Origin of the sequence: Kitasatospora sp. NBC_01246 (assembly GCF_036226505.1) — a bacterium.
In the GTDB taxonomy this organism is placed as follows: domain Bacteria; phylum Actinomycetota; class Actinomycetes; order Streptomycetales; family Streptomycetaceae; genus Kitasatospora.
The window spans coordinates 2,817,009-2,840,033 of the sequence record NZ_CP108484.1 but is presented as its reverse complement, the minus strand read 5'-3'; the positions used below and the strand labels follow the sequence as shown (position 1 = coordinate 2,840,033).

Sequence of the window (23,025 nt, the reverse complement as noted above, 5' to 3'; positions counted from 1 at the left end):
CGGCTTCGGTTCATTCGGCGCTCCCGGCGAGGGCCCGTTCGACCTGGTGGACGGTGAGCCAGGGCCCGGGCGCGAGGATCTTGGAGACCTGCGGGGCGAAGGTGGGGGAGGAGACCACCACCTCCGGGGTCGGGCCGTCCGCGACGATCTCTCCGTCGGCCAGGATCACCGTGCGGTGGGCGAGTTCGGCGGCGAGTTCGACGTCGTGGGTAGCGAGCAGGACGGCGTGGCCCTCGGCGGCGAGCGTCCGCAGGATCTCCACCAGGCGGGCCTTGGCGGCGTAGTCGAGACCCCGGGTGGGCTCGTCGAGCAGGATCAGCGGCGGCCGGGCGGTGAGCACCACGGCCAGTGCCAGAGTGAGCCGTTGGCCCTCGGAGAGGTCGCGCGGGTGGGTGGCGTCGGCGATGCCGGGCAGTAGCCGCTCCACCAGGGCGCGGCAGGTGCCCGGGTCGGCGCCCGCGTCGCCGTCCGCCGCGGCGCACTCAGCGGCGACGCTCTCCCCGTACAGCAGGTCGCGCGGGTCCTGCGGGACGAGGCCGACCTGGCGGATCAGCTCGGCGGGCCGGGTGCGGTGCGGGGTCCGGCCGCCGACCCGGACGCTGCCGGCGGCGGGGGCGTGCAGGCCGACCAGGGCGCCGAGCAGGGTGGACTTGCCGGCGCCGTTGCGGCCCATGAGTGCCGTGATCTCCCCGGGGTGGAGGGCGAGGTCCACTCCGCGCAGAGCCGGGACGGGGCCGCGCTTGACGGCGAGGCGGTCGGCGGTGGCGAGCGGGGCGGTGGCCGGGTCGGTGGGTGCGGCGGCGGGGAGCAGGCCGTCCAGTCGGGTACGGAGGGTGGCGGCCTTGCGGCGGGCGTCGCGGACCGTGAGCGGCAGCGGGGTCCATCCGGCGAGCCGGCCGAGGCCGACCACGGGCGGGTGGACGGGGGAGTGCGCCATCACCTCGGCCGGTTCGCCGAGGACGGGCGGGGCGCCGGGGGTCAGCAGCAGGACCTGGTCGGCGTACTGGACGACCCGCTCCAGCCGGTGCTCCGCCATCAGGACGGTGGTGCCCAGGTCGTGGACCAGGCGTTGCAGGACCGCCAGCACCTCCTCGGCGGCGCCCGGGTCGAGGGCCGAGGTGGGCTCGTCCAGGACCAGAACGCGCGGGTGGACGGTGAGCACCGAGCCGATGGCGACGCGTTGTTGCTGGCCGCCGGAGAGCGAGCCGAGTGCGCGGTCGCGCAGATCGGCGAGGCCGAGCATGTCGAGCGTCTCCTCGACCCGGCGCCGCATCACGTCCGGCGCCAGGCCCAGCGACTCCATGCCGTAGGCGAGTTCGTCCTCGACCGTGTCGGTGACGAAGTGGGCGAGCGGGTCCTGGCCCACCGTGCCGACCAGGTCGGCGAGTTCGCGCGGCCGGTGCTCCCGGGTGTCGCGCCCGGCGACGGTCACCCGGCCGTGCAGCACGCCGCCGGTGAAGTGCGGGACGAGGCCGCTGACGGTGCCCAGCAGGGTGGACTTGCCGGAGCCGGAGGGGCCCACCAGCAGGCAGAGCTCCCCTTCGGGGACGGTCAGGTCGACGCCGCTGAGCGCCGGAGCCTCGGCATCGGCGTACTGGACGGAGACCTGCTCGAAGGTGATCACGAGGCCCTCCGGGGCGGGTGCGGGGTGACGAACGCCGGTACCAGGCCGATCAGCACGGCGAGCACGGCGGTCAGGGGCAGGGCGGGAGCGGTCGGCGGGACGACGGTCGGGGCGAAGGCGGCGGGGTCGAGGGCGGAGAGCCAGATCGTCAACGCGGCCACGGCGGCGCCCGATCCGGCGGTCAGCCACTCGGGGAGGGACCACGGGTCGGGGCGGTAGCGCGTCCGGGGGGAGCGGCGGCCGCCGAGCAGCAGACCGGCGAAGGCCGCGGCCAGGCCGAGCAGCAGGACGGGCGCCGCCCAGCCGGCGCCGCCGGCGGTGAGCAGTCCGTAGGCGGCGAGGCAGATCCCGAGCAGGCCGGACAGGGTGAGCGCGGCGGTGGTGCGGGCGAGGCGGGGCGGGACGTCGGTGGTGCGGCCGAAGCCGCGGGTGTCCATCGCGGCGGCCAGTGCGACCGAACGCTCCAACGCGCCCTCCAGGACGGGCAGTCCGACGCTCAGCACGGCGGCCACGCCCCGGTCGGTGCGCCCGCGCAGACGGCGGGCGGCGCGCAGCCGCTGCACGTCGGCGACCAGGTTGGGCGCGAAGGTCATCGCGACCACGACGGCCACGCCCGCCTCGTAGAGCGCGCCGGGCAGCGTGCGCAGCAGGCGGGTCGGACTGGCGAGGGCGTTCGCGGCGCCGACGCAGACCAGCAGGGTGGCCAGCCGCAGCCCGTCGTAGAGCGCGGCGAGCAGGCCCTCGACGGTGACCCGGCCGCCGATCCGGACGCCCTGCGCCCAGGCGGGCAGCGGTACTTCGGGGAGGGTGAGGAGGACGTGGGTGCCGGGGATCGGGGAGCCGAGCAGGACCGCGAAGACCAGGCGGATGCCGAGGACCACCAGGCCGAGGCGGAGGAACGCGCCGTAGGAACGGGACCACGGCGCGTCCCCGCGGCGGGCGGCCACGACGTAGCCGGCGACGGCGGCGAGCAGGAGGAGCAGCAGCGGGTTGGTGGTGCGGGTGGCGGCCGCGCCGAGGCCGAGTGCCCACAGCCACCAGGCGCCGGGGTGCAGTTGGCGGGGGCCGAGCGGGGTGCGGGCGGCGCGCGGGGTGCGGCGGGGAGGCCGGGGGAGGCGGGCGCGGCGCGGGGGGCGGGGCTGGCCGGGGGCGCGGGGTGTGGTCACGGGGTGGGGTCCAGGTCGGGGCGGTTGGGGGAGAGGGTGGAGGGCGGGTGCAGGTGTGGGGGTGGGTGCAGGTGTGGGGGCGGAGTAGGAAGTCGGCTGGGCCGACTTCCTACTCCGCGGGCTTCCTGCGGCCTTGTCCACGTTTCTGCGGGCGGGGTCCTGCTTTCGCTTAGGGCCCGGGGTTTCTGTAGACCGGTCGGTATATGTAGACCGGTCTACAGAGATGGGCTGCTCTCTATGTAGACCGGTCGGTATAAAGGTCCCGGTCCGGCTCGGGGTGGGGCTGGGGGCCCGCTAGGCCCGGACCCAACCCGGGGGCCGGGTTGGGCTGACGGGCCGGGCGCGTGGTGCGCGCCCGGCCCGGTACCCCTTCTATGCAGACCGGTCTACATAGGTGGACCGGTCTACATATTCGACTCGACTCAGCGGCGACGGCGGGCCTGCCAGACCGCACCGGCGGCCAGGGCGGCGACCAGGACAGCCCCCGCGATCAGGCCGATGTCGGGGCCGCTGCCGTGGTCACCGTCGGCCGAGCCGCCCCCGGAACCGCCCCCCGCACCGTTCGCGGCCGGTTTGTTCGCCGCGCCGAGCTGGTCGCCGCAGCCGGCCTTCGGATAGCCGGCGATGGCACAGAGTAGGCCGTTGGTGTCGTACCGCAGTGGTGGGGCGACGGCCGCCAGGACCTCGGCCGAGTTGGCACCGGTGGGCACGACCGCACAGGCCGTGCGGAGTCCGGGCGGGGTCTCGCCGGGGGAGTCGGCGGCGGTGCCGAAGTCCAGGACCACGGCGACGCGTTTGCGCCCCGGCTGTTCGGCGGTACCGCCGCAGGTGGTGGCGAAGTCCCCGGCGGCACCGGGCCGGGCGGCCTCCCGGCCGCCGTCGGGGCTGACGGCGAAGCGCCACCCGTCCACGCCCCCGTCCTGCGGCACGTACACGGCCGGGCCCTGCTGCTGGTAGCCCCAGGCGCCGTCGGACCACTTCCAGAACGACCAGTACCGGTACCCGGCGGCCTGCGCGGGCGCCGCGCCGATGACCAGCAGGATCAGCACCCCGGCGATCAGTCCGGCGAGGAACCGGACGACCGCGGCCACCACCCGCCGACGCCGCTGGGGGTCGGCACAGGCCCGCCCGGCACGAACAGCACCGGCGCGACCAGCACCAATGCGACCCGCACCAATGCGACCCGCACCAATGCGACCCGCACCGGCACGACCGACACCGGCATCGTCGGCATCGGCGGCGTGGGCGGTGGCTCGGGGGGTGCCGGGGGTGGTCACAGCTTCTGGCCCCGCTTGCGCTGCAGGCTCAGCAGCAGCCCGCCGCCGATGCCGATCAGCAGGCCGACGCCGATCACCCACCACTGGCCGAAGCCGCCGTCCTTCTTCTTCTCGGCCGGCGCCGAGGAGGCGGGGGCGGAGGCCGCGCCGGTCGCCTTGGGCGCCGGGCCCAGCGCCGTCAGCTGCGCGACCAGGTCGCCGCCGAACGCGGCGGGGTCCCGCTGGGCGGCCTGGGCGACCAGCAGCAGGGTGGCGGTGGCCGAGGCGTCGCTGCCGCCCTTGGTCCAGGTGCCGCCCTCCTTGGCCAGCCAGCCCACCGCGCCGGTCGCCTGCTGCGGGTGCCCGCTCTGGATCAGGCCGAGCGCGGCCCAGGCGGTGGCAGTGTAGTCGGGGGTCGGGGCGGCCCCGGGAAGGGTCAGCGTCAGGTGCTGGTCACCGGCCGCGAGCTGGGCGGTGAGGTAGGCCCCGGCCGCCTCGGCGGAGTCCGCGCGCGCCACGAGCGGTTCCGTGGAGCCGTTCGCGCAGGACAGGGCCTTGGGCGCGGCGTCCGTCCGGTTGGTGTTGGTGACCGGCAGCTTCCCGCCCGCCGCGGCGAGCGTGGCCTGGGCACTGGCCAGGGCGTTCGGGGCGAGCGCGCCGGCCGGGTCGGGCTGGTAGGCGAAGGCCCCGCGCTGGTCGGCGGGGGCGGCGCAGCCGAGCTGGAAGAGCGCCAGCCCGTCGTAGGCGCTCCGGCCCGCCTTGGCGACGGCCGCCGGGTCCAGCTTGGCGGCGAGCAGGGCGTTCACGGCCAGGCCGGTGGAGTTGGCGTCACCGGGGCTGCCGGGGTTGTAGGGCCAGCTGCCGTCCGCGTTCTGGTTGGCCTTGAACCACTGGACGCCCTTGTCGACGGAGTCCTGGTAGCCGCCGAGCGCGACCAGGGCCTGGACGGCGACGGCGGTGGCGTTGCTGTCCTCGGTCTTGGGGTCGCACGCGGCGGAGGTGTCCGCGCGGTAGGACGGCCAGCCGCCGTCCGCGCACTGCTGGCCGGTGAGCCAGGAGACGGTGGAGTCGGCCGGGGTCACCTTGGCGCCCGCCAGCGCGGTGAGGGCGAGGGACTGGCGCCACACGCCGTCGTACGTCGGGTCGCCCTTGCCGTAGAGGCCCTCGGGGACGGGCGCGGTGGCGCCGGCCGAGGGGCTGTCGGCGAGGGCCGGTGCGGCGGCGGCGCCGGCCAGCAGGGCGGCGGACAGGGCGGCGGCGCCCAGGCGGGCGGCGGTGAGCATGGTGGGGTTGAGCCTTTCGATGAGCGGTGGGGTGGCCCGGGTGGGCCGTTCCGTAGACCTCGACGGTGCCGGGCACGGGGGTGCCCGGCATGGCCGCTCGCCTCTCTCCGGGCACTCCGACTGCCCCGGCCGTCCAGCGCCGGGCTCACGGTTGCGGGTCAGTGCCGGATTCGCACCGGCTTTCCCCGGAGGAGAAGCGGGATGGAGTTGTCGTGCCCGTCGACTTTAGCCGCCGCGACCGTGACTGCCGTGCCTCCGGTCGCCGCGCGGAGGAGTCGGGGCGCCGACCGCGCCCGGATCCCGGAGCCACCCCAGCCCCGAACCCACCCGAGCCCCGGAACCACCCCGACCGATCCCGCCCGCGCCCCGAGAACAGGTTCCACTTCCCCGCCCCTTCGCTGCCCCGCCCGCGGGCGCGCGCTCAGGGCAGCGTGAGCAGCCGCGCGGCGGTGTGCAGATCGGCGCGGACCTCGGCGATCGAGGCCCGCCCGGAGAGCCAGGAGACCAGGGCCGAGTGCCAGGTGTGCTCGATCACCCGGACGGCCGCACGCTGGCTCTCGGTCGGCGGCCCGGACTGGCCGATCGCGTCCAGGATCAGCTGCCCGGTGGCCGAGCTCACCTGGTCCACCTCGGCGCTCACCGAGCGGTCGGCGAACGACAGCGCCCGCACCATCGCCTCGGCCAGCAGGGGTTCGCGCTGGAGGGCGTGGAACGCCCGGGTGAGCGTCTCGGCGACCCGCGAGGCCGCGTCCTGCTCGGCCGGCGGGTGCCGTCGGACCTGCTCCTGGAGGCCCTGCAACTGCTCCAGCATGACCGCGACCAGCAGATGGACCTTGGACGGGAAGTACCGGTACAGGGTGCCGAGCGCCACCTGCGCGCCCTCCGCGACCTCCCGCATCTGCACCGCCTCGTACCCGCCGCGGGCGGCCAGCCCGGTCGCGGCCCGCAGGATCCGCCGCCGCCGTTCGGCCTGGCGGGCGGTCAGCGGCGGGTCGGCGGACTGCCCGGCGGGCCCGGCGGGGCCGGCGGGGCCGGGGGCGGCGGCGGGCACGGAGGTGACGGGCGGTGGCAAGGGTGCTCCCGGGGCGCGAGAGTGACGGGGGGTGCTCCGGCCGGTCCGGCGGACGCTCCGGCAGTGCTCCGGCGTGGCGTGAATCACCAGCCCTGGCATCTGAGGAGAAGCTACGGGCCGGTATCTTCGAGGTCTCTCATTGTTCACATGGTCACGGGCGAACTCCACACCGCACTGAAACCTGATCTACTTTAGCGACCGGCAGCACAGACTTCAGCAAGGACGGGAGCCGACGATGACCGCGCAGCCGCTGCGGATTGCCCTGCTGTCGTACCGCGGCGACCCGTTCTGCGGCGGCCAGGGCGTCTACGTACGGCACCTCTCCCGCGAGCTGGCGCGCCTCGGCCACCACGTGGACGTGATCGGCTCCCAGCCCTACCCCGTCCTGGACGAGGTCGAGGGCCCCGGCTCGGTCCGCCTGGTAGAGCTGCCCAGCCTGGACCTCTACCGCGCCGACGACCCGTTCCGCACCCCGGGGCTCGCCGAGTACCGGGGCCCGGTGGACCTGCTGGAGTTCGCCACCATGCGCACCGGCGGCTTCCCCGAGCCGCTGACCTTCTCGCTGCGCGCCCGTCAGTACCTCGCGCTGCACAAGGGCCGCTACGACGTGGTGCACGACAACCAGACCCTCGGGTACGGGCTGCTCGGCCTCGCGCGGCACGGCTTCCCACTGGTCACCACGATCCATCACCCGATCACCGTGGACCGGCAGCTGGAGCTGGACGCGGCGCCGAGCCTGGCCCGCCGGCTGTCGCTGCGCCGCTGGTACGCGTTCACCCGGATGCAGCGCCGGGTGGCCGCCCGGCTGGACAGCATCATCACCGTCTCCGGCACCTCGAAGCGCGAGATCGCCGAGCACCTGGGCGCCTCGCCGGGCGCCGTCTCGGTGGTGCCGATCGGCGCCGACACCCGGCTCTGGTCGCCGTCCGAGCGGGTCGCCCGGGTGCCCGGCCGGATCGTCACCACCTCCAGCGCCGACGTCCCGCTCAAGGGCCTGGTCCACCTGGTCGAGGCGCTGGCCAAGGTCCGCACCGAGCGGGACGCGCACCTGGTCGTGGTCGGCAAGCCGCAGAAGGAGCGCGGGCCGGTCGCCGAGGCGGTGCGCCGCTTCGGGCTGGAGCGGTTCATCGAGTTCCGGCACGGCCTGACCGACGGGGAGCTGGTCGACCTGTACCGCTCGGCCGAGGTGGCCTGCGTGCCGTCGCTGTACGAGGGTTTCTCGCTGCCCGCCGCCGAGGCGATGGCCACCGGTACGCCGCTGGTCGCCACCACCGGCGGGGCGATCCCCGAGGTGGCCGGGCCGGACGGCGAGACCTGTCTCGCGGTGCCGCCGGGCGACGCGGGCGCGCTGGCGACGGCGCTCGGCCGGCTGCTGGACGATCCGGCGCTGCGTCGCACTCTCGGTGAGGCCGGGCGCGAGCGGGTGCTCGCCCGGTTCACCTGGGAGCGGGCCGCCACGCTGACCGCCGACAGCTACCGGGCGGCGATCGCCACCGGTGCCGGGCGGCGGGCCCGGTCCGGTCCGGGCTGGCGGTACGTGGCCTGACGGGTCGCCGGACCCGTCCGCGTCGGACTTGCCCCGGGCGGATCCGGCGCTCCGCCGGACTCGGCCGGCCCGGCCGGGACCGGCCGGGCGTCACAAACGTTTGGTACCAGAGGAATGGGAGCCCGCAGTGCTGACCGTTGATTTCTCGCGCTTCCCGCTCGCCCCCGGCGACCGGGTGCTCGACCTGGGCTGCGGCGGGGGGCGGCACGCGTTCGAGTGCTACCGGCGCGGGGCCCGGGTGACCGCCCTCGACCAGAGCGCCGAGGAGATCGCCGAGGTCAAGAAGTGGTTCGCCGCCATGGCGGAGGCCGGCGAGGCTCCGGAGGGCGCGTCGGCGGTCGCGATGGAGGGCAACGCGCTGGCCCTGCCGTTCGAGGACGAGTACTTCGACAAGATCATCATCTCTGAGGTGATGGAGCACATCCCCGACGACAAGGGCGTGCTCAACGAGATGTTCCGGGTGCTCAAGCCCGGTGGGCTGCTGGCCGTCACCGTGCCGCGCTGGCTGCCCGAGAAGATCTGCTGGGCGCTCTCCGACGAGTACCACGAGGTGGAGGGGGGCCACATCCGGATCTACCGGGGCGACGAGCTGCTCGACAAGCTCAAGGACGCCGGTCTGGAGCCGTACGGCACCCACCACGCGCACGCGCTGCACTCGCCCTACTGGTGGATCAAGTGCGCGGTGGGGGTGGACAACGACAAGGCGCTGCCCGTCAAGGCCTACCACCAGCTGCTGGTCTGGGACATCGTCGGCACCCCGGTGATCAGCAAGCTCACCAAGGCCGCCGAGAAGGCCCTCAACCCGGTGATCGGCAAGAGCTTCGTCGCCTACGCCTCCAAGCCGAACCGCGCCGAGCCCGTGGCGGACCTCGTCGAGCCCGCCACCGGCCGCGCCGACGAGGCGGCGGACCGCGCCGACGCCGGGCGGGCGGGCGAGTGACCGCCGCCGTCCCCGAGGCGCTGCTGCTGGACGGGGTGCTCGATGCCGAGCAGGCCGCCCGGACCGTCCGCAGCATCCTCGCCGAGCAGCAGGACGACGGCGCGATACCGTGGTTCACCGGCCACCACCTGGACCCGTGGGACCACACCGAGGCAGCGATGGCCCTGGACACCGCCGGCGAGCACGCCGCCGCCGAGGCCGCCTACCGCTGGCTGGCGGCCCACCAGAACCCCGACGGCTCCTGGTACGCCGCCTACGCGTACGGGCAGGACGTCCCGGACGGCACGGTCTCGGACGCGGCCAAGGAGACCAACTTCTGCGCCTACGTGGCGGTCGGCGTCTGGCACCACCACCTGAGCACCGGGGACGACGCGTTCCTGGACTGGATCTGGCCGGTCGTGCGTCGCGCGCTCGACTTCATCGTCGGCCTTCGGCTGCCGGGCGGTCCGATCTCCTGGCGGGTGGACGAGCACGGCGAGGCGCCCGACGAGGCGCTGCTGACCGGCTCCTCCAGTATCCTGCACGCCCTGCGCTGCGGTCTGGCCGTCGCCGACTACCTGGAGGAGCCGCAGCCCGACTGGGAGCTGGCGGCCGGCCGGCTGCGGCACGCCATCGCGCACCACCCCGAGCGGTTCCTGGACAAGGACCGCTTCTCGATGGACTGGTACTACCCCGTGCTCGGCACCGCGCTGCGCGGCCGGGCCGCGCTGGAGCGGATCGAACGGGACTGGGACCGCTTCGTCGTCCCCGGCCTCGGGGTGCGCTGCGTCAGCGACCGCCCCTGGGTGACCGGCGGGGAGAGCGCGGAACTGGCCATGGCGCTCTGGGCGGTCGGCGAGTCCGACCGCGCGGTCGAGATCCTGCGCTGGATCCAGAAGCACCTGCGGCACAGCGACGGCTCGTACTGGACCGGCTACGTCTTCGAGGACGACGCCATCTGGCCCGAGGAGCGCACCACCTGGACGGCGGGGGCGCTGCTGCTGGCCGTCGCGGCGCTCGGCGGCGACCCGGCCACGGTGACGGTCTTCGGCGGTGACCAGCTGCCCACCGGGCTGGTGGTCCAGGACTGCTGCTGAACGACCGCCGCTGACCCGCCCGCACGCCGCGGCGCACGCACGACGAACACGCACGACGAAGGGGCGGGACCGGAGTTGATCCGGTCCCGCCCCTTCGTCGTGCGTGGCGGTGCGTCAGCCGCGCTGGATGCCGGTGGTGTCGGCCAGCAAGCCCTGGGAGCCGTCCTGGAGCTGGGCGACCAGCGCGGCACCGCGCTGCTCGACCGCCAGGTACCAGGTGCCCGGGACGAGTTCACCGACCGGGGCGCCGGCCGGGTTGTCCTTCGGGGACAGCTGGCGCGGCGCCGGGACGGCGAACCAGAACGGCGCGAAGTCGGGCGCCGGAGCCTGCTGGGCCTGGGCCGGCTGCGCCTGGGTGGGCGCCGGGGCCTGGTGCGCGGCCTGCTGGGCGGCGGCGTGCTGCGCGGCCTGCTGCTGGGCGGCGTCCTGCGGCTGGCCGGCCTGCGGGGCCGGGTAGCCGTAGCCGCCGGGCTGGCCGCCGAACGCGGGCGACTGCACCTGCTGCGGGTCCTGGCCCGGGGCCGGGTAGCCGTACTGGCCGGGCTGGCCCGGCTGCGGGGCCGGGTAGCCGCCGGGGTAGCCCTGCGGGACAGCCGGCTTGTCGGTGACCAGCGGGGCCTTCAGCGCGGGCACCAGCGGACCGGCCGCGGCGGCACCGGCGAGGACCAGGAGCGAGATGACGGCCAGCCAGGCGCCGAAACCGTGGTCCAGACCCTTCGGGCCACCGCCCAGGGCCCAGATCGAGGTCCAGAGCGCGGCGACGGCGAACGCGATGCCCCACTGGTCCAGCCGCAGGCCGAGCACCTGGCGGGTGGCGGCGGCGGCGCCCTGGAAGCGCTGCACCAGGATCAGCACGGCGGAGAGGATGCCGAGCAGGAAGACCGAGGGCAGTACGGGGAACAGGACGCTGTCCCAGGCGTTCTGCGACGTGTCGCCGCAGTACCTGCCACTGCAGTCCACGGTCCAGTACGGCAGGAAGGAGGCGATGAAGAGCAGGACGGCCGCACCTGCGACGGCGGCGTCTCCCCTGGTGAGAGCGCGCAGATTCACTAACGTTCCCCTCGTTGGTGTGTCGTGGACGGCGGTTATCTCGCGGTCGGCTGACCGGTCCGGAAAAGTCTGAACGGACCAGAAGCCTAGGGCCAACCGCCTCGCGGGTGCACAGCGGGCTCGGGAATGGGGCGAAGTCGTTGCAAACTGCGCGCGCCCGGTCCCTTGCTGTCCACCTTCCGGCGGCGCGGGCCGGGCCGCCCGGGTCGGCTACCGCGTGGTCAGAAAGGCCGTCAGTGCGTCGGCGATCCCCTGGGCGGCCTGCTGGCGCCACTGAGGGTCCGTCATCCTTTTGGCGTCGGTCGAATTGCGCATGTTACCGCACTCGATGAACACCTTGGGCACGGTCGAGAGGTTCAGCCCGCCGAGGTCGGAGCGGGTGTCCAGACCCTGGCTCGCGATGTAGTCGGCGTACGGCTCGCCCGTCGCCGCGTGGAAGCTGTCGCGCAGCAGCAGGCCGAGCCGGTGCGAGGGCGCGACGATCGCGGAGTTGTCCGCCGTGCCCGCGACCACCTTGGCGGGCATGATCACGTGGAACCCGCTGCCGCCGGGCGGGCCGCCGTCCCCGTGCACCGAGACCGCCGCGTCGGCGTGCGCGGTGGCGCCCGCCTTCGCGCGCGCGTCGATGCACGGGCCCCAGGGCTGGTCGCCGTCCTGCACCAGGACGACCGTCGCGCCCCGGGCGGTGAGGATCGCGCGGGCCCGGCGGGAGACGTCCAGGGTGTACTCGGCCTCGCTGTACCCGGCGTTGGTGGAGGTGCCTGTGGTGTCGCACTCCTTGCGGGCGTTGCCGATGTCGACCTGACGGTTGATCTCGGTGGTGTGCGCGGCGTTGCCGGGGTTGTGACCGGGATCGAGCAGGACGGTCCGCCCGGCCAGCGCGGTGGCGGACCCGGCGCTCTCCGAGGCCGTCGGAGCGGTCGTCGGGGCGGTCGTCGGGTCGGCTGTCGGAGCGGCCTGGGCGACCGTCGGCGGGTCGGCCGACGCGGTGGGGGCCCCCGGCGGGGCGGTGTCCGCCGGTGCGGAGAACGGCGCCGCGGAGAACGGCCCCGACGGCGGGGCGGCGGCCCCGGCGGCGTGGGCGGCCCCGGTGTCGTCCCGGCCGCGGTCGGCGACGGCCTGCCAGCCCAGCCAGCCGGCCAGGCAGAGCGGCACCAGGACGGCGGCCACGGTCGTGGTGCGCAGCAGCCGGGAGCGGCGTGGCGGTTCGTCGTGCGGAGCGGCGGTGGTGCGGGTCACGGGTGGTTCAGATCCTGTCCTGGGTGCGCGCGGTCAGGCCGTACGGGTCGGCGATCGCCTTCCACTTCGTCACGAAGTCCCGCTTCGCCTGGGTGGCCTGCGGGTTGAGCTCGTCCGCGTGCTTCTTGTCGGCGGTGTTCGGGGCCGAGCCCGAGCAGCCCTGGGCGGAGACGGCACGGGCCCAGCTGGCGTACGCCCGGTCGATGTCGGCGGACAGCTGCCAGGCGGACTTCAGCGACTGCACCGCGTCCGCGCCGCCGGGCAGGTCGGTGACGGTCAGCGTGGCGAGCTTGGCGAGCAGCTGGTCGCGCTGCTTGGCGCCGCTGTCGAAGACCTGTGCGGCGCTGTCGATGTCGGCCTTGGCGGGGCAGCTGCTCACCTTGGCGACCGCGCTGCCGATCGGCGCCTTCGCGCTCTCGCCCTGGGTCAGCAGCTCGTCCAGGGCCTTGGCCTGCTCCGGCGCGCCCGGCCCGGCCGCGCCGGCGGTCGGGCTCGCGGAGGCGGACGCGGTGTCGCTGGCGGCGGGGCTCGGCGCGCCGGACGATCCGTCGGGGCCCGGCGCGGGCGGCGGGTTCCCGGCCGTGCTCTGGCCGGCGCTCGCGGAGGGAGCCGGGGCGGCGCTCCGGTCGGCCGGGTCGTCCTTGCCCTTCGCGGCCCACAGGATGCCGCCGCCGAGGGCCAGGACGAACAGCAGCGCGAAGGCGATCAGCAGCGGGGCGCGCCGGTTGGCCGGGCGGTCCTCGGCGTCGAGGTCCTCGTAGTCCGTGGCGTAGTCCGGCTGCTGGTACGGCGGGTACTGCTGGGCCGGGTACCCGGGGTACTGCTGGGGGTACGGGCCGGCGTCGTACGGGGGCTGGGCCTGCGGCTGGGCCGGGGGCGGCGGCGGGTAGCCGTAGCCGCCGCCGGCGGGGCCCTGGGGGGCCGCGTGGCCCGGGAAGCCGGACGCGGGCGGCTGCGGTCCGGTGGGCGGGGCGGGGTGGCTCTGGCCACCGGCCAGGTACGGGCGGGCGGCCAGCGGCGGGCCCTGGTCGCCGACGCCGCCCGCCGTGGGCGGCTGCGGCGGGAAGGGCGACGGGCCGGGCGGCTGCGGCGCCTCGCCGGGGCGGCCGGGCGCGGGAGGAACCGGCCGGGCGGCGGCGGGCGGAGCGGCCGGGGGCTGGGCCGCGCCGGGGGCGGGCTGCTGCGGTCCGCGCACCCAGCCGCCGGCGCCGCCGCGCGCGGTCGGATCCCAGACCGCCGGAGCGGTGTTCTGCTGGTCCGTCATTGCTGGCCCCCACCGTCCGCCCGGTCGCTCTGCCTGGTGCTGTGCCGCTGTCGTCGGCGCGCGTGCGCCGCGCGGACACCGTACCGTTCGAACCCCCGCCCGACAGCCCCGGCACGACGTTAGAGCATCCGTGATCGGCTGGGGGCCGGTCCGGCGATCTCGTCGGGCCGGCCCGGTGTTCGAGCGCGGCGTTCGACGGCGGCGCTCGAAGGGCCGGGCCGGGCGGGGCTCCGCGGCCCGCTCGCTCAGCCGCGGGAGCGGCGCAGGACCCGCAGCGAGCCGGTCACCGAGACCTCCTCGAAGCCCTCGGCGAGCGCCCGCAGGTAGACCCGGTACGGCGCCTGGCCGCCGTCCGCCGGGTCGGGGAAGACGTCGTGCACCACCAGCAGGCCCTCGGGGGCCAGGTGGCGGGCCCAGCCCTCGTAGTCGCCGGTGGCGTGCTCGTCGGTGTGGCCGCCGTCGATGAAGACCAGGCCGAGCCGACCGCCCCAGAGCGCCGCGATCTGCGGCGACCGGCCGACCAGGGCGACCACGTGGTCCTCCAGCCCGGCCGCGTGCAGGGTGCGGCGGAACCGGGGGAGCGTGTCCATCCGGCCCACCTCCTGGTCCACCAGCGTCGGGTCGTGGTACTCCCAGCCCGGCTGCTGCTCCTCGGAGCCCCGGTGGTGGTCGACGGTCAGCGCCACCGTGCCCGCCTCCCGGGCGGCGGCGGCCAGCAGGATCGCCGACCGCCCGCAGTAGGTGCCGATCTCCAGCACCGGCAGCCCGGTCCGCCGGGCCGCCGTCAGCGCCGCCGCGTACAGGGCGAGGCCCTCGTCCACCGGCATGAACCCGGTCGCGCCCTCGAAGGCCGCCAGCACCTCGGGTGCGGGGCGCGGGTTCTCCAGGAGGTCGGACATGGTGCAGCTCCCTTGCCGGGTGATTCGGTGCTCGTGCTCGCCGTCGGACCCTACTGGACGGTAGGCCGCGGCGCCCGTCCCGGGCGGATCCTCAGCCGGCCAGCAGGGTGCGCGCGATGCGGACGCGGTGCGGCGCCAGTTCGGCGGCGATGGCGGCGGTCTCGGCGGGCGTCGTCGTGACGGCGGCCGGCAGCTCGGGGCCCCGGTCGAGGAGGGCGAGCCGCAGGTGGGTCGGCGGGTGGGTGGGGTCCACCGCGCCCCGCTCCAGGGCGGAGCGGCGCAGCAGGCGCTCGTGCTCCAGCGCAGGGACGTCGGCGGCCTGGTCGCGCAGCCGCTCCCAGAACGCCTCGGGGGTGGCCGCCGTCCGCGTGGACGGCGCCGCCGGGGCGTGCTGCGGACCGCGGCGCGACGCGCGGGGCCGGCTCTGCAGCTCCGCGCGTGCCCGGGCCGCCGCCGTCTCCACCGCCTGGCCGAGCAGCAGGGTCCGCAGCAGGCGCCGGGCCGCCCCGGTGGACGCGGTGCGGGCGGCCAGCGTGTCCGCGTGGTACTCGGCCTGCTGCCCGGCGCGCGAGGTCAGCCGGTCGAGCAGCCGGAGCAGCGCCAGCAGCAGCCGGGCGACGCCGCCGAGCAGGACGACGAGGAGCAGGTCGGTGAGCTGGAACAGCAACTGCAGCCCCACCGCGTCCCGGTAGTGGCCGCGCGGACGGGTGAGGTCGTACCAGTGGGCGAGCGCGTGGATCGCCGAACCGAGCCAGAGGCCCTGCCGGTGGTCGCCGTTGACCCGGTGGCCGAATTCGTGCCCCAGCAGGGCGATCCGCTCCTGCTCGCCGAGTACCTCCCAGAGCGGCAGACCCAGGGTGAGCACCGACCGTCGGCGCAGCCCGACCGCCCCCATGCTCGCGTTGAACGCGCAGTCGACCCGGATCACGCCGACCGGCCCGGCGCCCACCTCGGCGGCGACGCGGTCCGCCAGGCCGTAGAGGGCGGGCGCCTCGGCACGGTCCAGCACGCCTTCGCCGCGCGGGGTCCGGCCGAGCCGGGGCCGGAGCAGGACCGCCACGGCGAGGACTGCCGCGCCCAGACAGCGGAGCGGGGTGTTGCCGGTGACGAGCAGCCACAGGCCCCAGCCGCACAGGGCCGCGGTGGTCAGGTGGACCACGCCGGCGATGACCGAGGCGGCCAGCCAGGCCCGCTGCCCGACGGCGGCCGGCCGACCGGCCGCGATGTCCTCGTAGAGCCGGTCGGTCCGGGCCGTCGCGGCCGCCGCGTGCCGGGCGGCCGCGACGGCCCGGCGGGTGGCGGCGGGCGCGTCCGCCGGCTCGGGGGACAGGTTCCATTCGCACTGCGGGCACCAGACGGCGAACCGGGGGTCGGCGTCGACGGGGGCGGCGCAGCGCGGGCAGTCCTGCGGTGCGGCGCCGGTGGCGGCGGGCGCGTCCGGGGCGGTGGCGGTGGGCGCGGCCCCGGTGGGCGTGGGTCTGACGGGTGTGGACACGGCGGGTGATCATGCCAGGGGCGCGGCGCCGGAGGCCAACCGTGTCACGGGCCGGTCGTCCAGGGGCGAATGGAACGTGTTCTACTCCGCCCGGGCGCGTCGTGCCAGAATCGGCCCCGACCACCGACCGAGGCGAACCGGGAGCAAGCTCCATGCGCGCAGCCATCCTGCACAAGACCGGCCAGGACACGCTCGACGTCCGCGACGACGTGGTCGCGACCGGCTTCGGCCCCGGCAAGGTGAGGGTCCGCCTGCGGGCCGCCAGCCTCTGCCACTCGGACCTGTCGGCGATGAGCGGCGTCCTGCCGCAGCCCGCGCCGTTCGTTCCCGGCCACGAGGGCGCCGGCGACGTGGTGGAGGTCGGCGAGGGCGTGGCCGACGTCCGGGTCGGCGACCGCGTGGTGCTCTGCTGGATGGCGCCCTGCGGCCGCTGCGCCCACTGCGAGCGCGGGCGGGGCCACCTCTGCGTCGCGAGCCTGCGCCGGCTCGGCGCGCCGGGCTTCCGGTTCGGCGGCGACGGCGTCTCGGGGGCGCCGGTGGAGGCCTCCGGCTTCTACGGCACCGGCGCGTTCGCCGAGGAGGTGGTGGTCGACCGCGACGCCGTCATCACCGTCCCCGCCGACCTGCCCTACGAGCTGGCCGCGCTGATCGGCTGCGGGGTGACCACCGGCATCGGCGCCGCCGTGCACACCGCCCGGGTCGAGCCCGGGGCCTCCGTCGCGGTGATCGGCGCGGGCGGCGTCGGGATCGCCACCGTGCAGGGCGCCCGGGTCTGCGGCGCCGGCCGGATCGCCGTGGTGGACCCGGTCGCCTCGCGCCGGGAGCGGGCACTGGCCTTCGGCGCCACGGAGGCGCTGGCACCCGACGAGCTGAAGGCCGCCGCGAAGGCCCTGCCGGGCGGCGGGTTCGACTACGTCTTCGAGGCGGTCGGCCGCTCGGCCACCGTCCGGGCCGGTTACGACGCGGCGCGGCGCGGGGGCGCGGTCGTGGTGATCGGCGCCGGCGCGCAGGACGACCGCGCGCAGTTCACCATGGGCGAGCTCTTCTTCAACGAGAAGCGGCTGCTGCCCTCGCTGTACGGCGGTGCCTCCGTGCCGCGCACCATGGCGCTGGTGGTGGAGCTGTGGCGGGCCGGGCGGATCGACCTCGCGGGCATGGTCACGCACCGGGTCCCGCTGGCGGACGTCAACGAGGCCGTCGCGCAGATGCGGGGCGGCGAGGCGCTGCGCACGGTCGTCACGCTGGACTGAGCGGCGCGGGCGTCGGCGGTGGAGCCGGGGCCGCCCGGGAGGCCGCCGTGACGCGACAGGGCCCGCCGGCGCACGCGGCGGGCCCTGTCACGAAGGACGGCGGGGCTGCGTCAGCCCCGCGCGGCGCCCAGGCCGAGGCGGTGCCGGCCGTGCGGATCGGCCTCGGGCCTGTCGTCGGGGGCGGAGGGGCCCCGGTGGCGACCGTGCGACGCGCTGTCCTCGGCCGTGGTCCCGTCGGCGTCGGTCCCGGTGATCGCGGGTCCGGTGGTGTCGGTGAGGGTGTCGGACATCAAAATCGTCTTCCGTGCGAGGGGCGGGTGGTTCGGCGCCGGCTGGCACCGCGGACGCGGTCGGGCGCGTGACCGGGCGCCTGGACCGCGCCAGGGCCGGTGATCACGGCCCGCGCCCCGGCCACCCTAACGGCCGGAACGGGCGGGATCCTATCGAGATCACGAGGGGCACCCGGGGAGCGGCGCGGGCGCTCGGTGTGTTCCCGGAACGGCCTCCATCCGCCGTCCCGGGTACCGCCCCGGGCCATCGGCCCGGGAGTCTGTGAGATCCGGCGGCTAGCCCGGCCGACCGGTGCGCAGGAAGCCGGCCAGCAGCTCGTGCAGCACGGCCGCGCCCTCCTCGGCCAGCACCTCGTGTCCGGCCCCGGCCGCCTCGACGTACCGGAAGTCGGCGCCCTCGGTACGTCCGATCCGCAGCAACTCGTGGCGCAGCGCGCGGGACTGGCTCACCGGGACGACCTCGTCCCGGTCGCCGTGCACCATCAGCAGGGGTGCGCGGAGCCGGTGCGCGAGCTGGAGGACGTCGCGCGGGCCGCGGGCGTCGGCGATCGACTCGCCGCCGCCCAGCCGGGTGGTCAACGCCCTGACCGGGGTGGCCGCTTCGGCCAGCAGTCGGGCGCCGGACAGGAACGGTGCGACCACCGCGCAGCGCGCGACCTGCTCGGCGGGCGCGTGCGCGGCCGCCAGCAGGGCGAGGAACGCGCCGTAGCTGACGCCGAACAGGGCCGGTGGCTCCAGGCCGAGGGCGGCGCGCTGGCCCGCGATGCCGTCCAGCAGGTACAGGACGTCGTCGAGGTCCGGCCCGCCCCAGGCGCCGCGGATGGCCAGCGCGTGCGCCACCCCGTAGCCGGTGGAGCCGCGCTGGTTCGGCGCGATCACGGCCAGGCCGCCGGCCGCCATCCGCTGCAGGGCGGGGTCGAACTCCAGCCGCCAGGCGTCGGCCGGGCCGCCGTGCAGGGCGAGGACCAGGTGCGGGCTGCTCAGCCAGGCGTCCCCGCCGTAGACCACGGCCTCCAGCGGACCGGCCGGTCCGGCCAGTTCGATGCTCTGCGCGGAGTGCCAGCGCCCGCCGTCGCCCGGCGGGGTGCTGCCGTCCAGCTGCCAGCCGGCGGGTGAGCCGCGGGAGGCCCGCGATCCGCCGGGCTGCCACGGCAGGGCGGCGTCCCGCCAGGGGCCGGGCAGACCGGAACCGAGTGGCGCCAACTGCAGGGGCAGCGGCACCGGTCCGGGCGCCGCCGCGATCGGACCGTGCGCCAGCAGCGTGTCCACGTCCAGGGTGGCCAGGGCGGCCGGGTGTTCGGGCGAGGAGTACGGCATGCGCAGCCCCGCGTCCGACCAGTGCCCGACCGCGCCGAGCCGCCCGGGCGGCACCGGCAGCGGGTCCAGCCGCCCGGCGGCGGGCCGCCACACGGCCAGCGCGGAGCCGGCGCCGTGGTCGATCTGGACGACCACCCGGGCCCCTTCGGGGGTGGTGCGCAGTGCCACCGGCCGCAGGAACATGCCCGCCACGTACAGGCATTCGGGGAACCGCAGCGGCTCGCCGCCGCCGAGCAGGCCCCAGCCCAGCCGGTCGGTGCCGGGGGCGTCGCTGCGCACCATCGCGAAGCGGGTCTCCGGGTCGTACAGGACCAGCCGGTCGTTGCTGCGCTCGCCGATCTCCAGCAGCGGGGTGACCGTGCCGGTGCGCAGGTCCAGGACGACGGTGCGCACGACGCCCGCGTCGACCCGGTCGAGCGCCAGCAGGGCTCCGGTGCGGTCCAGCCAGACGCCGCCGCCGTGCAGGCCGGGGATCTCGGCGACCTGCCGGGGCTCGCCGCCGTCGGCGTACACCAGCCAGACGGTGGTGCCGGGCCGGGTGTCGGTGCCGAGCGCCAGCGCGACCGGGGTGCGGGTGCCGTCGGGCGGTGTCGCCGCGGGGAGCGGCAGCAGCCGCATCCCGGGCCGCCTGAGGGTGGCCAACGGCCGTTCCACGGTGACCGGTTCGCTGCCCGGCGCGGCGGCGGAGAGCGTCACCAGGTCGTGCCGCTCGCCGTCGTGCCGGCAGACCAGCACCGAACCGTCCGGCAGGGCGACCAGCTGGCAGCGCAGGCTCTCGGCGCGGTTGCCGGGCAGGGTCAGGGCGGTCGGTGCGGCCGGACCGGAGGCCGGCAGGGACCAGCTCTCGGCGTACCAGCCGCCGTCGGCCGCGGAGGCCAGGCAGGCGGCGTGGCTGCCATCGGTGGCGAAGGTGAAGCTGAGGCGGCGCAGGGCCTGCGTCGCGGAGCGGACGGCCACGTTCACGAGGTGCTCACCCCGTCGGATCCGGGGGGCGGTCCGCCGGCCCGGGTGGGCGGCACCGGGTCCACCCAGAGCCGGGGGCCGCCGTGCCGCAGGCGCAGCAGGAAGGCCAGCGCGCCCGCCGTCCCGGTGCCGTACGCGGCCGCGCAGCCGGTGCCGGTCTCGTCGGGCAGCACCAGCAGCCCGTCGCGGAGCGCCGATCTGGCGGCGATCAGCTGGGCCAACTCCTCGGCCCCTGAGCGGAATTCCGGCTCGCCGGTGGCCGCGGCCAGGTCCAGCAGGTACTCGCCGTTGCCGGCCAGGCCGTGGCAGGCGCTGACGCCGCAGTGCCAGCGCCCGGCCAGCACGGCCCGGCCGGCGGCGAGCGCGAGTTCGTGCGCGGTCTCGTCACCGGTGGCCTGCCAGAGCCGGAGCAGGAACGTCCCCGCGCCGGAGGATCCGCTGCACCAGTGCGCCAGCCGGACGTGCTCCGGGTCGCCCGCGCCCTGTGGCCACCAGGCCGTCGGGCGGATGTCGGCCCGGTCACCGTTCCCGGCCGCCGCCGCCTCGCCGTACCACCCGTCGTTCGGTCCGTCGAACGGCCCGCGGTGCTGTCCGCCGTACCGTCCGCCGTGCTCCCCGCGGACGGTGGCGGCGAGCGTGCGCCCGGCCTCGGCCGCGCCGTCGAGCAGAGCCCGGTCGCCGGTGGCCCCGGCGGCGGCCAGCAGGAAGGCGCCGACGCCCGCGACCCCGTGGGCGAACCCGAGGTGGGTGATCCCGGCGAGCGCCGAGTCGAACTCCTTCGGCACCGGCCAGACCACCCCCTCCGGCGTGGGCCGGGCGGCGGCCAGCAGGCCGTGCCCGCAGCGGGCGGCCCGGGCGAGGAACTCCCCGGCCGCCTCGGGTGCGGCCGTCCGGGGGTCGGCGGCGAAGCGCAGCTGGAGGAAGCCCGCGCCGGCCGCGCCGTGGCACACGTCCGGGTTCGGCCACTCGACGGCTATCCGGCGGGCGAGCCCGGCGGCGCGTCCGGCGAGGGCGTCGTCGGCCAGTGCCTCGGCGGCGTCCAGCAGGGCCCAGGCGGCGCCCGAGCGCCCGAAGTGCAGACCCGGCAGCACGACCGGCTCGGCGGCGCACCGGCGCTCGATCCACTCGACGGCCGTCCGCGCCGTCCGGCGGGACTCCTCGCGGACCTGCGCGGGCAGGCCGTCCGCCACGGCGGCCCGGGCGAGCAGGGCGAGGACGCCGGCGGCGCCGTGCTGCACGTTGCACGGGTCGGACCACTGCCCGGCGGGTACGGCGGGCCAGAGCCGGTCCCGCCGCAGCGGGGTGGCGGTGAGGGCGAGGTGGCGCAGCCCGTCGTGCAGCACCCGGTCGACCAGGGCGGTGGGGCCGGTGCGGCCGTCCGCCGGGCCGTCCGCCGGGCCGTCCACCGCGTCGTCCGCAGAGGCTGCGGCGCCCCGGTCCGCCGGCGCGTCGGCCTCGCCCGTCACGTCGCCCGCGCCCGCCGGTCCCGCAGCGGCCGTGCTCCCCGCGCCCGGGTCGTCCGGGGCGCCCGTCAGGGCGTACCGCACCCGGGAGAGGCTCCAGCGCCGCTCCGGCTCCTGCGCCCGCAGCCCGAACACCACCGGCGCGAGCCGCCGCGCGGTGGCGCCCGAGCGGGCGGCGAGGGCCAGCCAGCGGCCGAGACGGTCGGCGACCGGCCGGGCCCGCGGCAGGTCCTCGGGCAGCAGCGGGTCGTGACCGGTGGCGAGCAGGAAGAACAGCCCGCCGAGCGCGTACAGGTCGACCGCCGGCTCGGCCACGCAGGTGCCCTCCCGGACGGTGCGGCCGGCGCCCGGGGCGTCCCTGCCGAGCGGGTCCCCGCCGAGCGAGTCCCGCCGCGACCGGCCCGCGCCCGCCGGGTCGAAGGAGCCCGGGACCAGGGCGAGGCGCCCCGGCCCCTGTTCGGGGGCCCGGTAGCCGGGGGTGCCGGCCGAGCCCGCCGCCCGGCCCGCCTCGGCGGCGAGCTCCAGGTCGACCAGCCGCAGCGACCCGTCCGGCCGTACCAGCACGTTGCCGGGGGAGAGGTCGCGCAGGACCAGCCCCAGCCCGTGCACCCGCTCGACCAGGTCGAGCAGGGCGTGCGCCAGCGGTCCGGCCTCGGCCCAGTCCACGTCGGGGCTGCCGTCCCGGCGCAGCCGGGCCGCCACCCAGCTGCCGAGCGGCTGCCCGGTGATGCGTTCCTGCACCAGGAACAGCGAGTCGTCCTGCTCGATCAGCTCGACCGGTCGCGGCGCCAGGCCCTGCCCCTCCAGCCGCGTCAGCAGCGCGGCCTCGTGCCGCAGCGCCGCCCGGGCGTCGGTGCCGGCCCGGTCCACCTCGATGTGCGCGCGGGCCTGCTTGACCACCACCTCGGCGCCGCCGTCGGTGTCCCGGCCCAGGAAGACGCCGCCCTTGGCGCTGTGCCGGATCGCCCCGGTGACGGCGTACCGCCCGGCCAGCAGCACCCCGCCGGTGCCGCGCCGGGGTGCCGCCGGCCGGGTCGCCCCGGGTCCGCGCCCCGGCGCCGTGCCGTCCCGCGGGGGAGCCGCCGGCCCCTCGGCCAGCGGGTCGCGCGCCCACGGCGGGCAGCGGTACGAGGCTCCGCGCACGTCCTCGACCCGCTCGCCGCCCGGCCCGCGCAGCATCGACCGGTAGCCGCCGTCGTTCCCCAGCTCGGCGCGGGCCGCGAAGGCGCCGTAGCGGTAGTGCACCCGGCTGCCCGGCCGGTAGGGGCGGTCGGAGAGCACCACCGGCCCGGGCAGGCCGTCGGTGGCCCGGTGCAGCGCGGCGGCCAGCCGCCGGAACTGCTCCGCGTCCGCCGGATAGACGGTGATGAACTTGCCCGCCGAACCCCGGTCGCTGTTGCGCGAGTTGATCTCGTGCAACTGCTCCGGTCCGGCGGCGAACTTGAAGGTGCACGGGTCACCGGCCAGTACCCCGGTGACGGCGGTCAGGACGGCGCGGCCGACCGCCGACGCCGCGCTGACATGGATCTTCCAGCCCTCGTCGGCCAGTTCCGCCGCGGCCGGCCCGGCCGTGCACCAGAAGCCCTCGACGGTGACCTCCCAGTCCCCGTCGCCTCCCCGGCCCCCGGCGCCGGCCAGTGCCGCCCGCGCCACCTCCGGCCACCCGCCGGCCGCATCCGGCCGGTGGCCCGCCGATCCGTTCCCCCCGGCCGTACGCAGCGATGTGCCCGCCCCCATCCGCATTCACATCCCTTCGTCTCGGCCGGCGCCCGCCGGTGCCCACTGCTCCGGCACCGCTCGACGCACGCCGGCGGCCTGATCGGTTTCTCGGA

At 76.6% G+C, this 23,025-nt stretch carries 17 protein-coding genes; 4 read left to right on the top strand and 13 right to left on the bottom strand.

Annotation, left to right across the window (positions count from 1 at the left end):
- Positions 1–10 precede the first annotated feature (10 nt).
- From OG618_RS12390 to OG618_RS12370, 5 genes are all read right to left on the bottom strand, one after another.
- A complete protein-coding gene (locus OG618_RS12390; protein WP_329487419.1) occupies positions 11–1,624 on the bottom strand; it encodes an ABC transporter ATP-binding protein in 1,614 nt (537 codons plus the stop codon).
- Complete coding sequence (locus tag OG618_RS12385) at positions 1,621–2,790, bottom strand: CbiQ family ECF transporter T component (protein WP_442906787.1); 1,170 nt, start codon at positions 2,788–2,790, stop codon at positions 1,621–1,623. Before OG618_RS12385 ends, OG618_RS12390 begins: the two co-directional genes overlap by 4 nt.
- 422 nt (positions 2,791–3,212) lie before the next feature.
- Positions 3,213–3,884 carry an SCO2322 family protein gene (locus tag OG618_RS12380; RefSeq protein ID WP_329487418.1) on the bottom strand — a complete coding sequence of 224 codons (672 nt, stop codon included), beginning with the start codon at positions 3,882–3,884 and terminating at the stop codon, positions 3,213–3,215.
- A gap of 179 nt (positions 3,885–4,063) precedes the next feature.
- Complete coding sequence (locus OG618_RS12375; protein WP_329487417.1) at positions 4,064–5,329, bottom strand: hypothetical protein; 1,266 nt, start codon at positions 5,327–5,329, stop codon at positions 4,064–4,066.
- Positions 5,330–5,750: 421 nt separating this feature from the next.
- Entirely contained in the window at positions 5,751–6,380 is a 630-nt protein-coding gene (locus tag OG618_RS12370) for a TetR family transcriptional regulator (protein ID WP_442906938.1), read from the bottom strand.
- A 256-nt stretch (positions 6,381–6,636) separates the two neighbouring features.
- Here OG618_RS12370 and OG618_RS12365 point away from each other — a divergent pair, with 256 nt between their 5' ends.
- From OG618_RS12365 to OG618_RS12355, 3 genes are all read left to right on the top strand, one after another.
- Positions 6,637–7,947: a glycosyltransferase family 4 protein gene (locus tag OG618_RS12365; RefSeq protein ID WP_329487416.1), complete on the top strand. Its 1,311-nt coding sequence runs from the start codon at positions 6,637–6,639 to the stop codon at positions 7,945–7,947.
- 127 nt (positions 7,948–8,074) lie between these two features.
- Complete coding sequence (locus OG618_RS12360) at positions 8,075–8,887, top strand: class I SAM-dependent methyltransferase (RefSeq protein WP_329487415.1); 813 nt, start codon at positions 8,075–8,077, stop codon at positions 8,885–8,887.
- The gene (locus tag OG618_RS12355) at positions 8,884–9,963 is read left to right on the top strand and encodes a prenyltransferase (RefSeq protein WP_329487414.1); all 1,080 of its coding nucleotides are present in this window, start codon (positions 8,884–8,886) and stop codon (positions 9,961–9,963) included. The genes OG618_RS12360 and OG618_RS12355 overlap by 4 nt, the downstream gene beginning before the upstream one ends.
- 114 nt (positions 9,964–10,077) lie before the next feature.
- On the opposite strand, the gene OG618_RS12350 is transcribed toward OG618_RS12355, so the two are convergent.
- The 5 genes from OG618_RS12350 to OG618_RS12330 form a co-directional block, all read right to left on the bottom strand.
- Positions 10,078–11,013 carry a hypothetical protein gene (locus OG618_RS12350; protein WP_329487413.1) on the bottom strand — a complete coding sequence of 312 codons (936 nt, stop codon included), beginning with the start codon at positions 11,011–11,013 and terminating at the stop codon, positions 10,078–10,080.
- 210 nt (positions 11,014–11,223) lie between these two features.
- Entirely contained in the window at positions 11,224–12,252 is a 1,029-nt protein-coding gene (locus tag OG618_RS12345) for an N-acetylmuramoyl-L-alanine amidase (protein ID WP_329487412.1), read from the bottom strand.
- A gap of 7 nt (positions 12,253–12,259) precedes the next feature.
- On the bottom strand, positions 12,260–13,516 hold the full coding sequence (locus OG618_RS12340) for a hypothetical protein (protein ID WP_329487411.1): 1,257 nt from the start codon (positions 13,514–13,516) through the stop codon (positions 12,260–12,262).
- 245 nt (positions 13,517–13,761) lie between these two features.
- A complete protein-coding gene (locus OG618_RS12335) occupies positions 13,762–14,415 on the bottom strand; it encodes a class I SAM-dependent methyltransferase (protein ID WP_329487410.1) in 654 nt (217 codons plus the stop codon).
- Between the two features lie 91 nt (positions 14,416–14,506).
- On the bottom strand, positions 14,507–15,910 hold the full coding sequence (locus OG618_RS12330; protein ID WP_329487409.1) for a M48 family metallopeptidase: 1,404 nt from the start codon (positions 15,908–15,910) through the stop codon (positions 14,507–14,509).
- Positions 15,911–16,062: 152 nt separating this feature from the next.
- Between OG618_RS12330 and OG618_RS12325 the strand changes: the two genes are divergently transcribed.
- Positions 16,063–17,160, top strand: a complete 1,098-nt coding sequence (locus OG618_RS12325) for an alcohol dehydrogenase catalytic domain-containing protein (RefSeq protein ID WP_329487408.1) — start codon at positions 16,063–16,065, stop codon at positions 17,158–17,160.
- Between the two features lie 110 nt (positions 17,161–17,270).
- On the opposite strand, the gene OG618_RS12320 is transcribed toward OG618_RS12325, so the two are convergent.
- The 3 genes from OG618_RS12320 to OG618_RS12310 all read right to left on the bottom strand — a co-directional run bounded on the left by OG618_RS12320 (position 17,271) and on the right by OG618_RS12310 (position 22,846).
- Positions 17,271–17,450, bottom strand: coding sequence for a hypothetical protein (locus OG618_RS12320; protein ID WP_329487407.1), 180 nt, complete (start codon positions 17,448–17,450; stop codon positions 17,271–17,273).
- A gap of 276 nt (positions 17,451–17,726) precedes the next feature.
- Positions 17,727–19,730, bottom strand: coding sequence for a S9 family peptidase (locus OG618_RS12315; protein ID WP_329487406.1), 2,004 nt, complete (start codon positions 19,728–19,730; stop codon positions 17,727–17,729).
- Positions 19,727–22,846, bottom strand: a complete 3,120-nt coding sequence (locus OG618_RS12310) for a class III lanthionine synthetase LanKC N-terminal domain-containing protein (protein ID WP_329487405.1) — start codon at positions 22,844–22,846, stop codon at positions 19,727–19,729. The genes OG618_RS12315 and OG618_RS12310 overlap by 4 nt, the downstream gene beginning before the upstream one ends.
- Between the last annotated feature and the right edge of the window lie 179 nt (positions 22,847–23,025).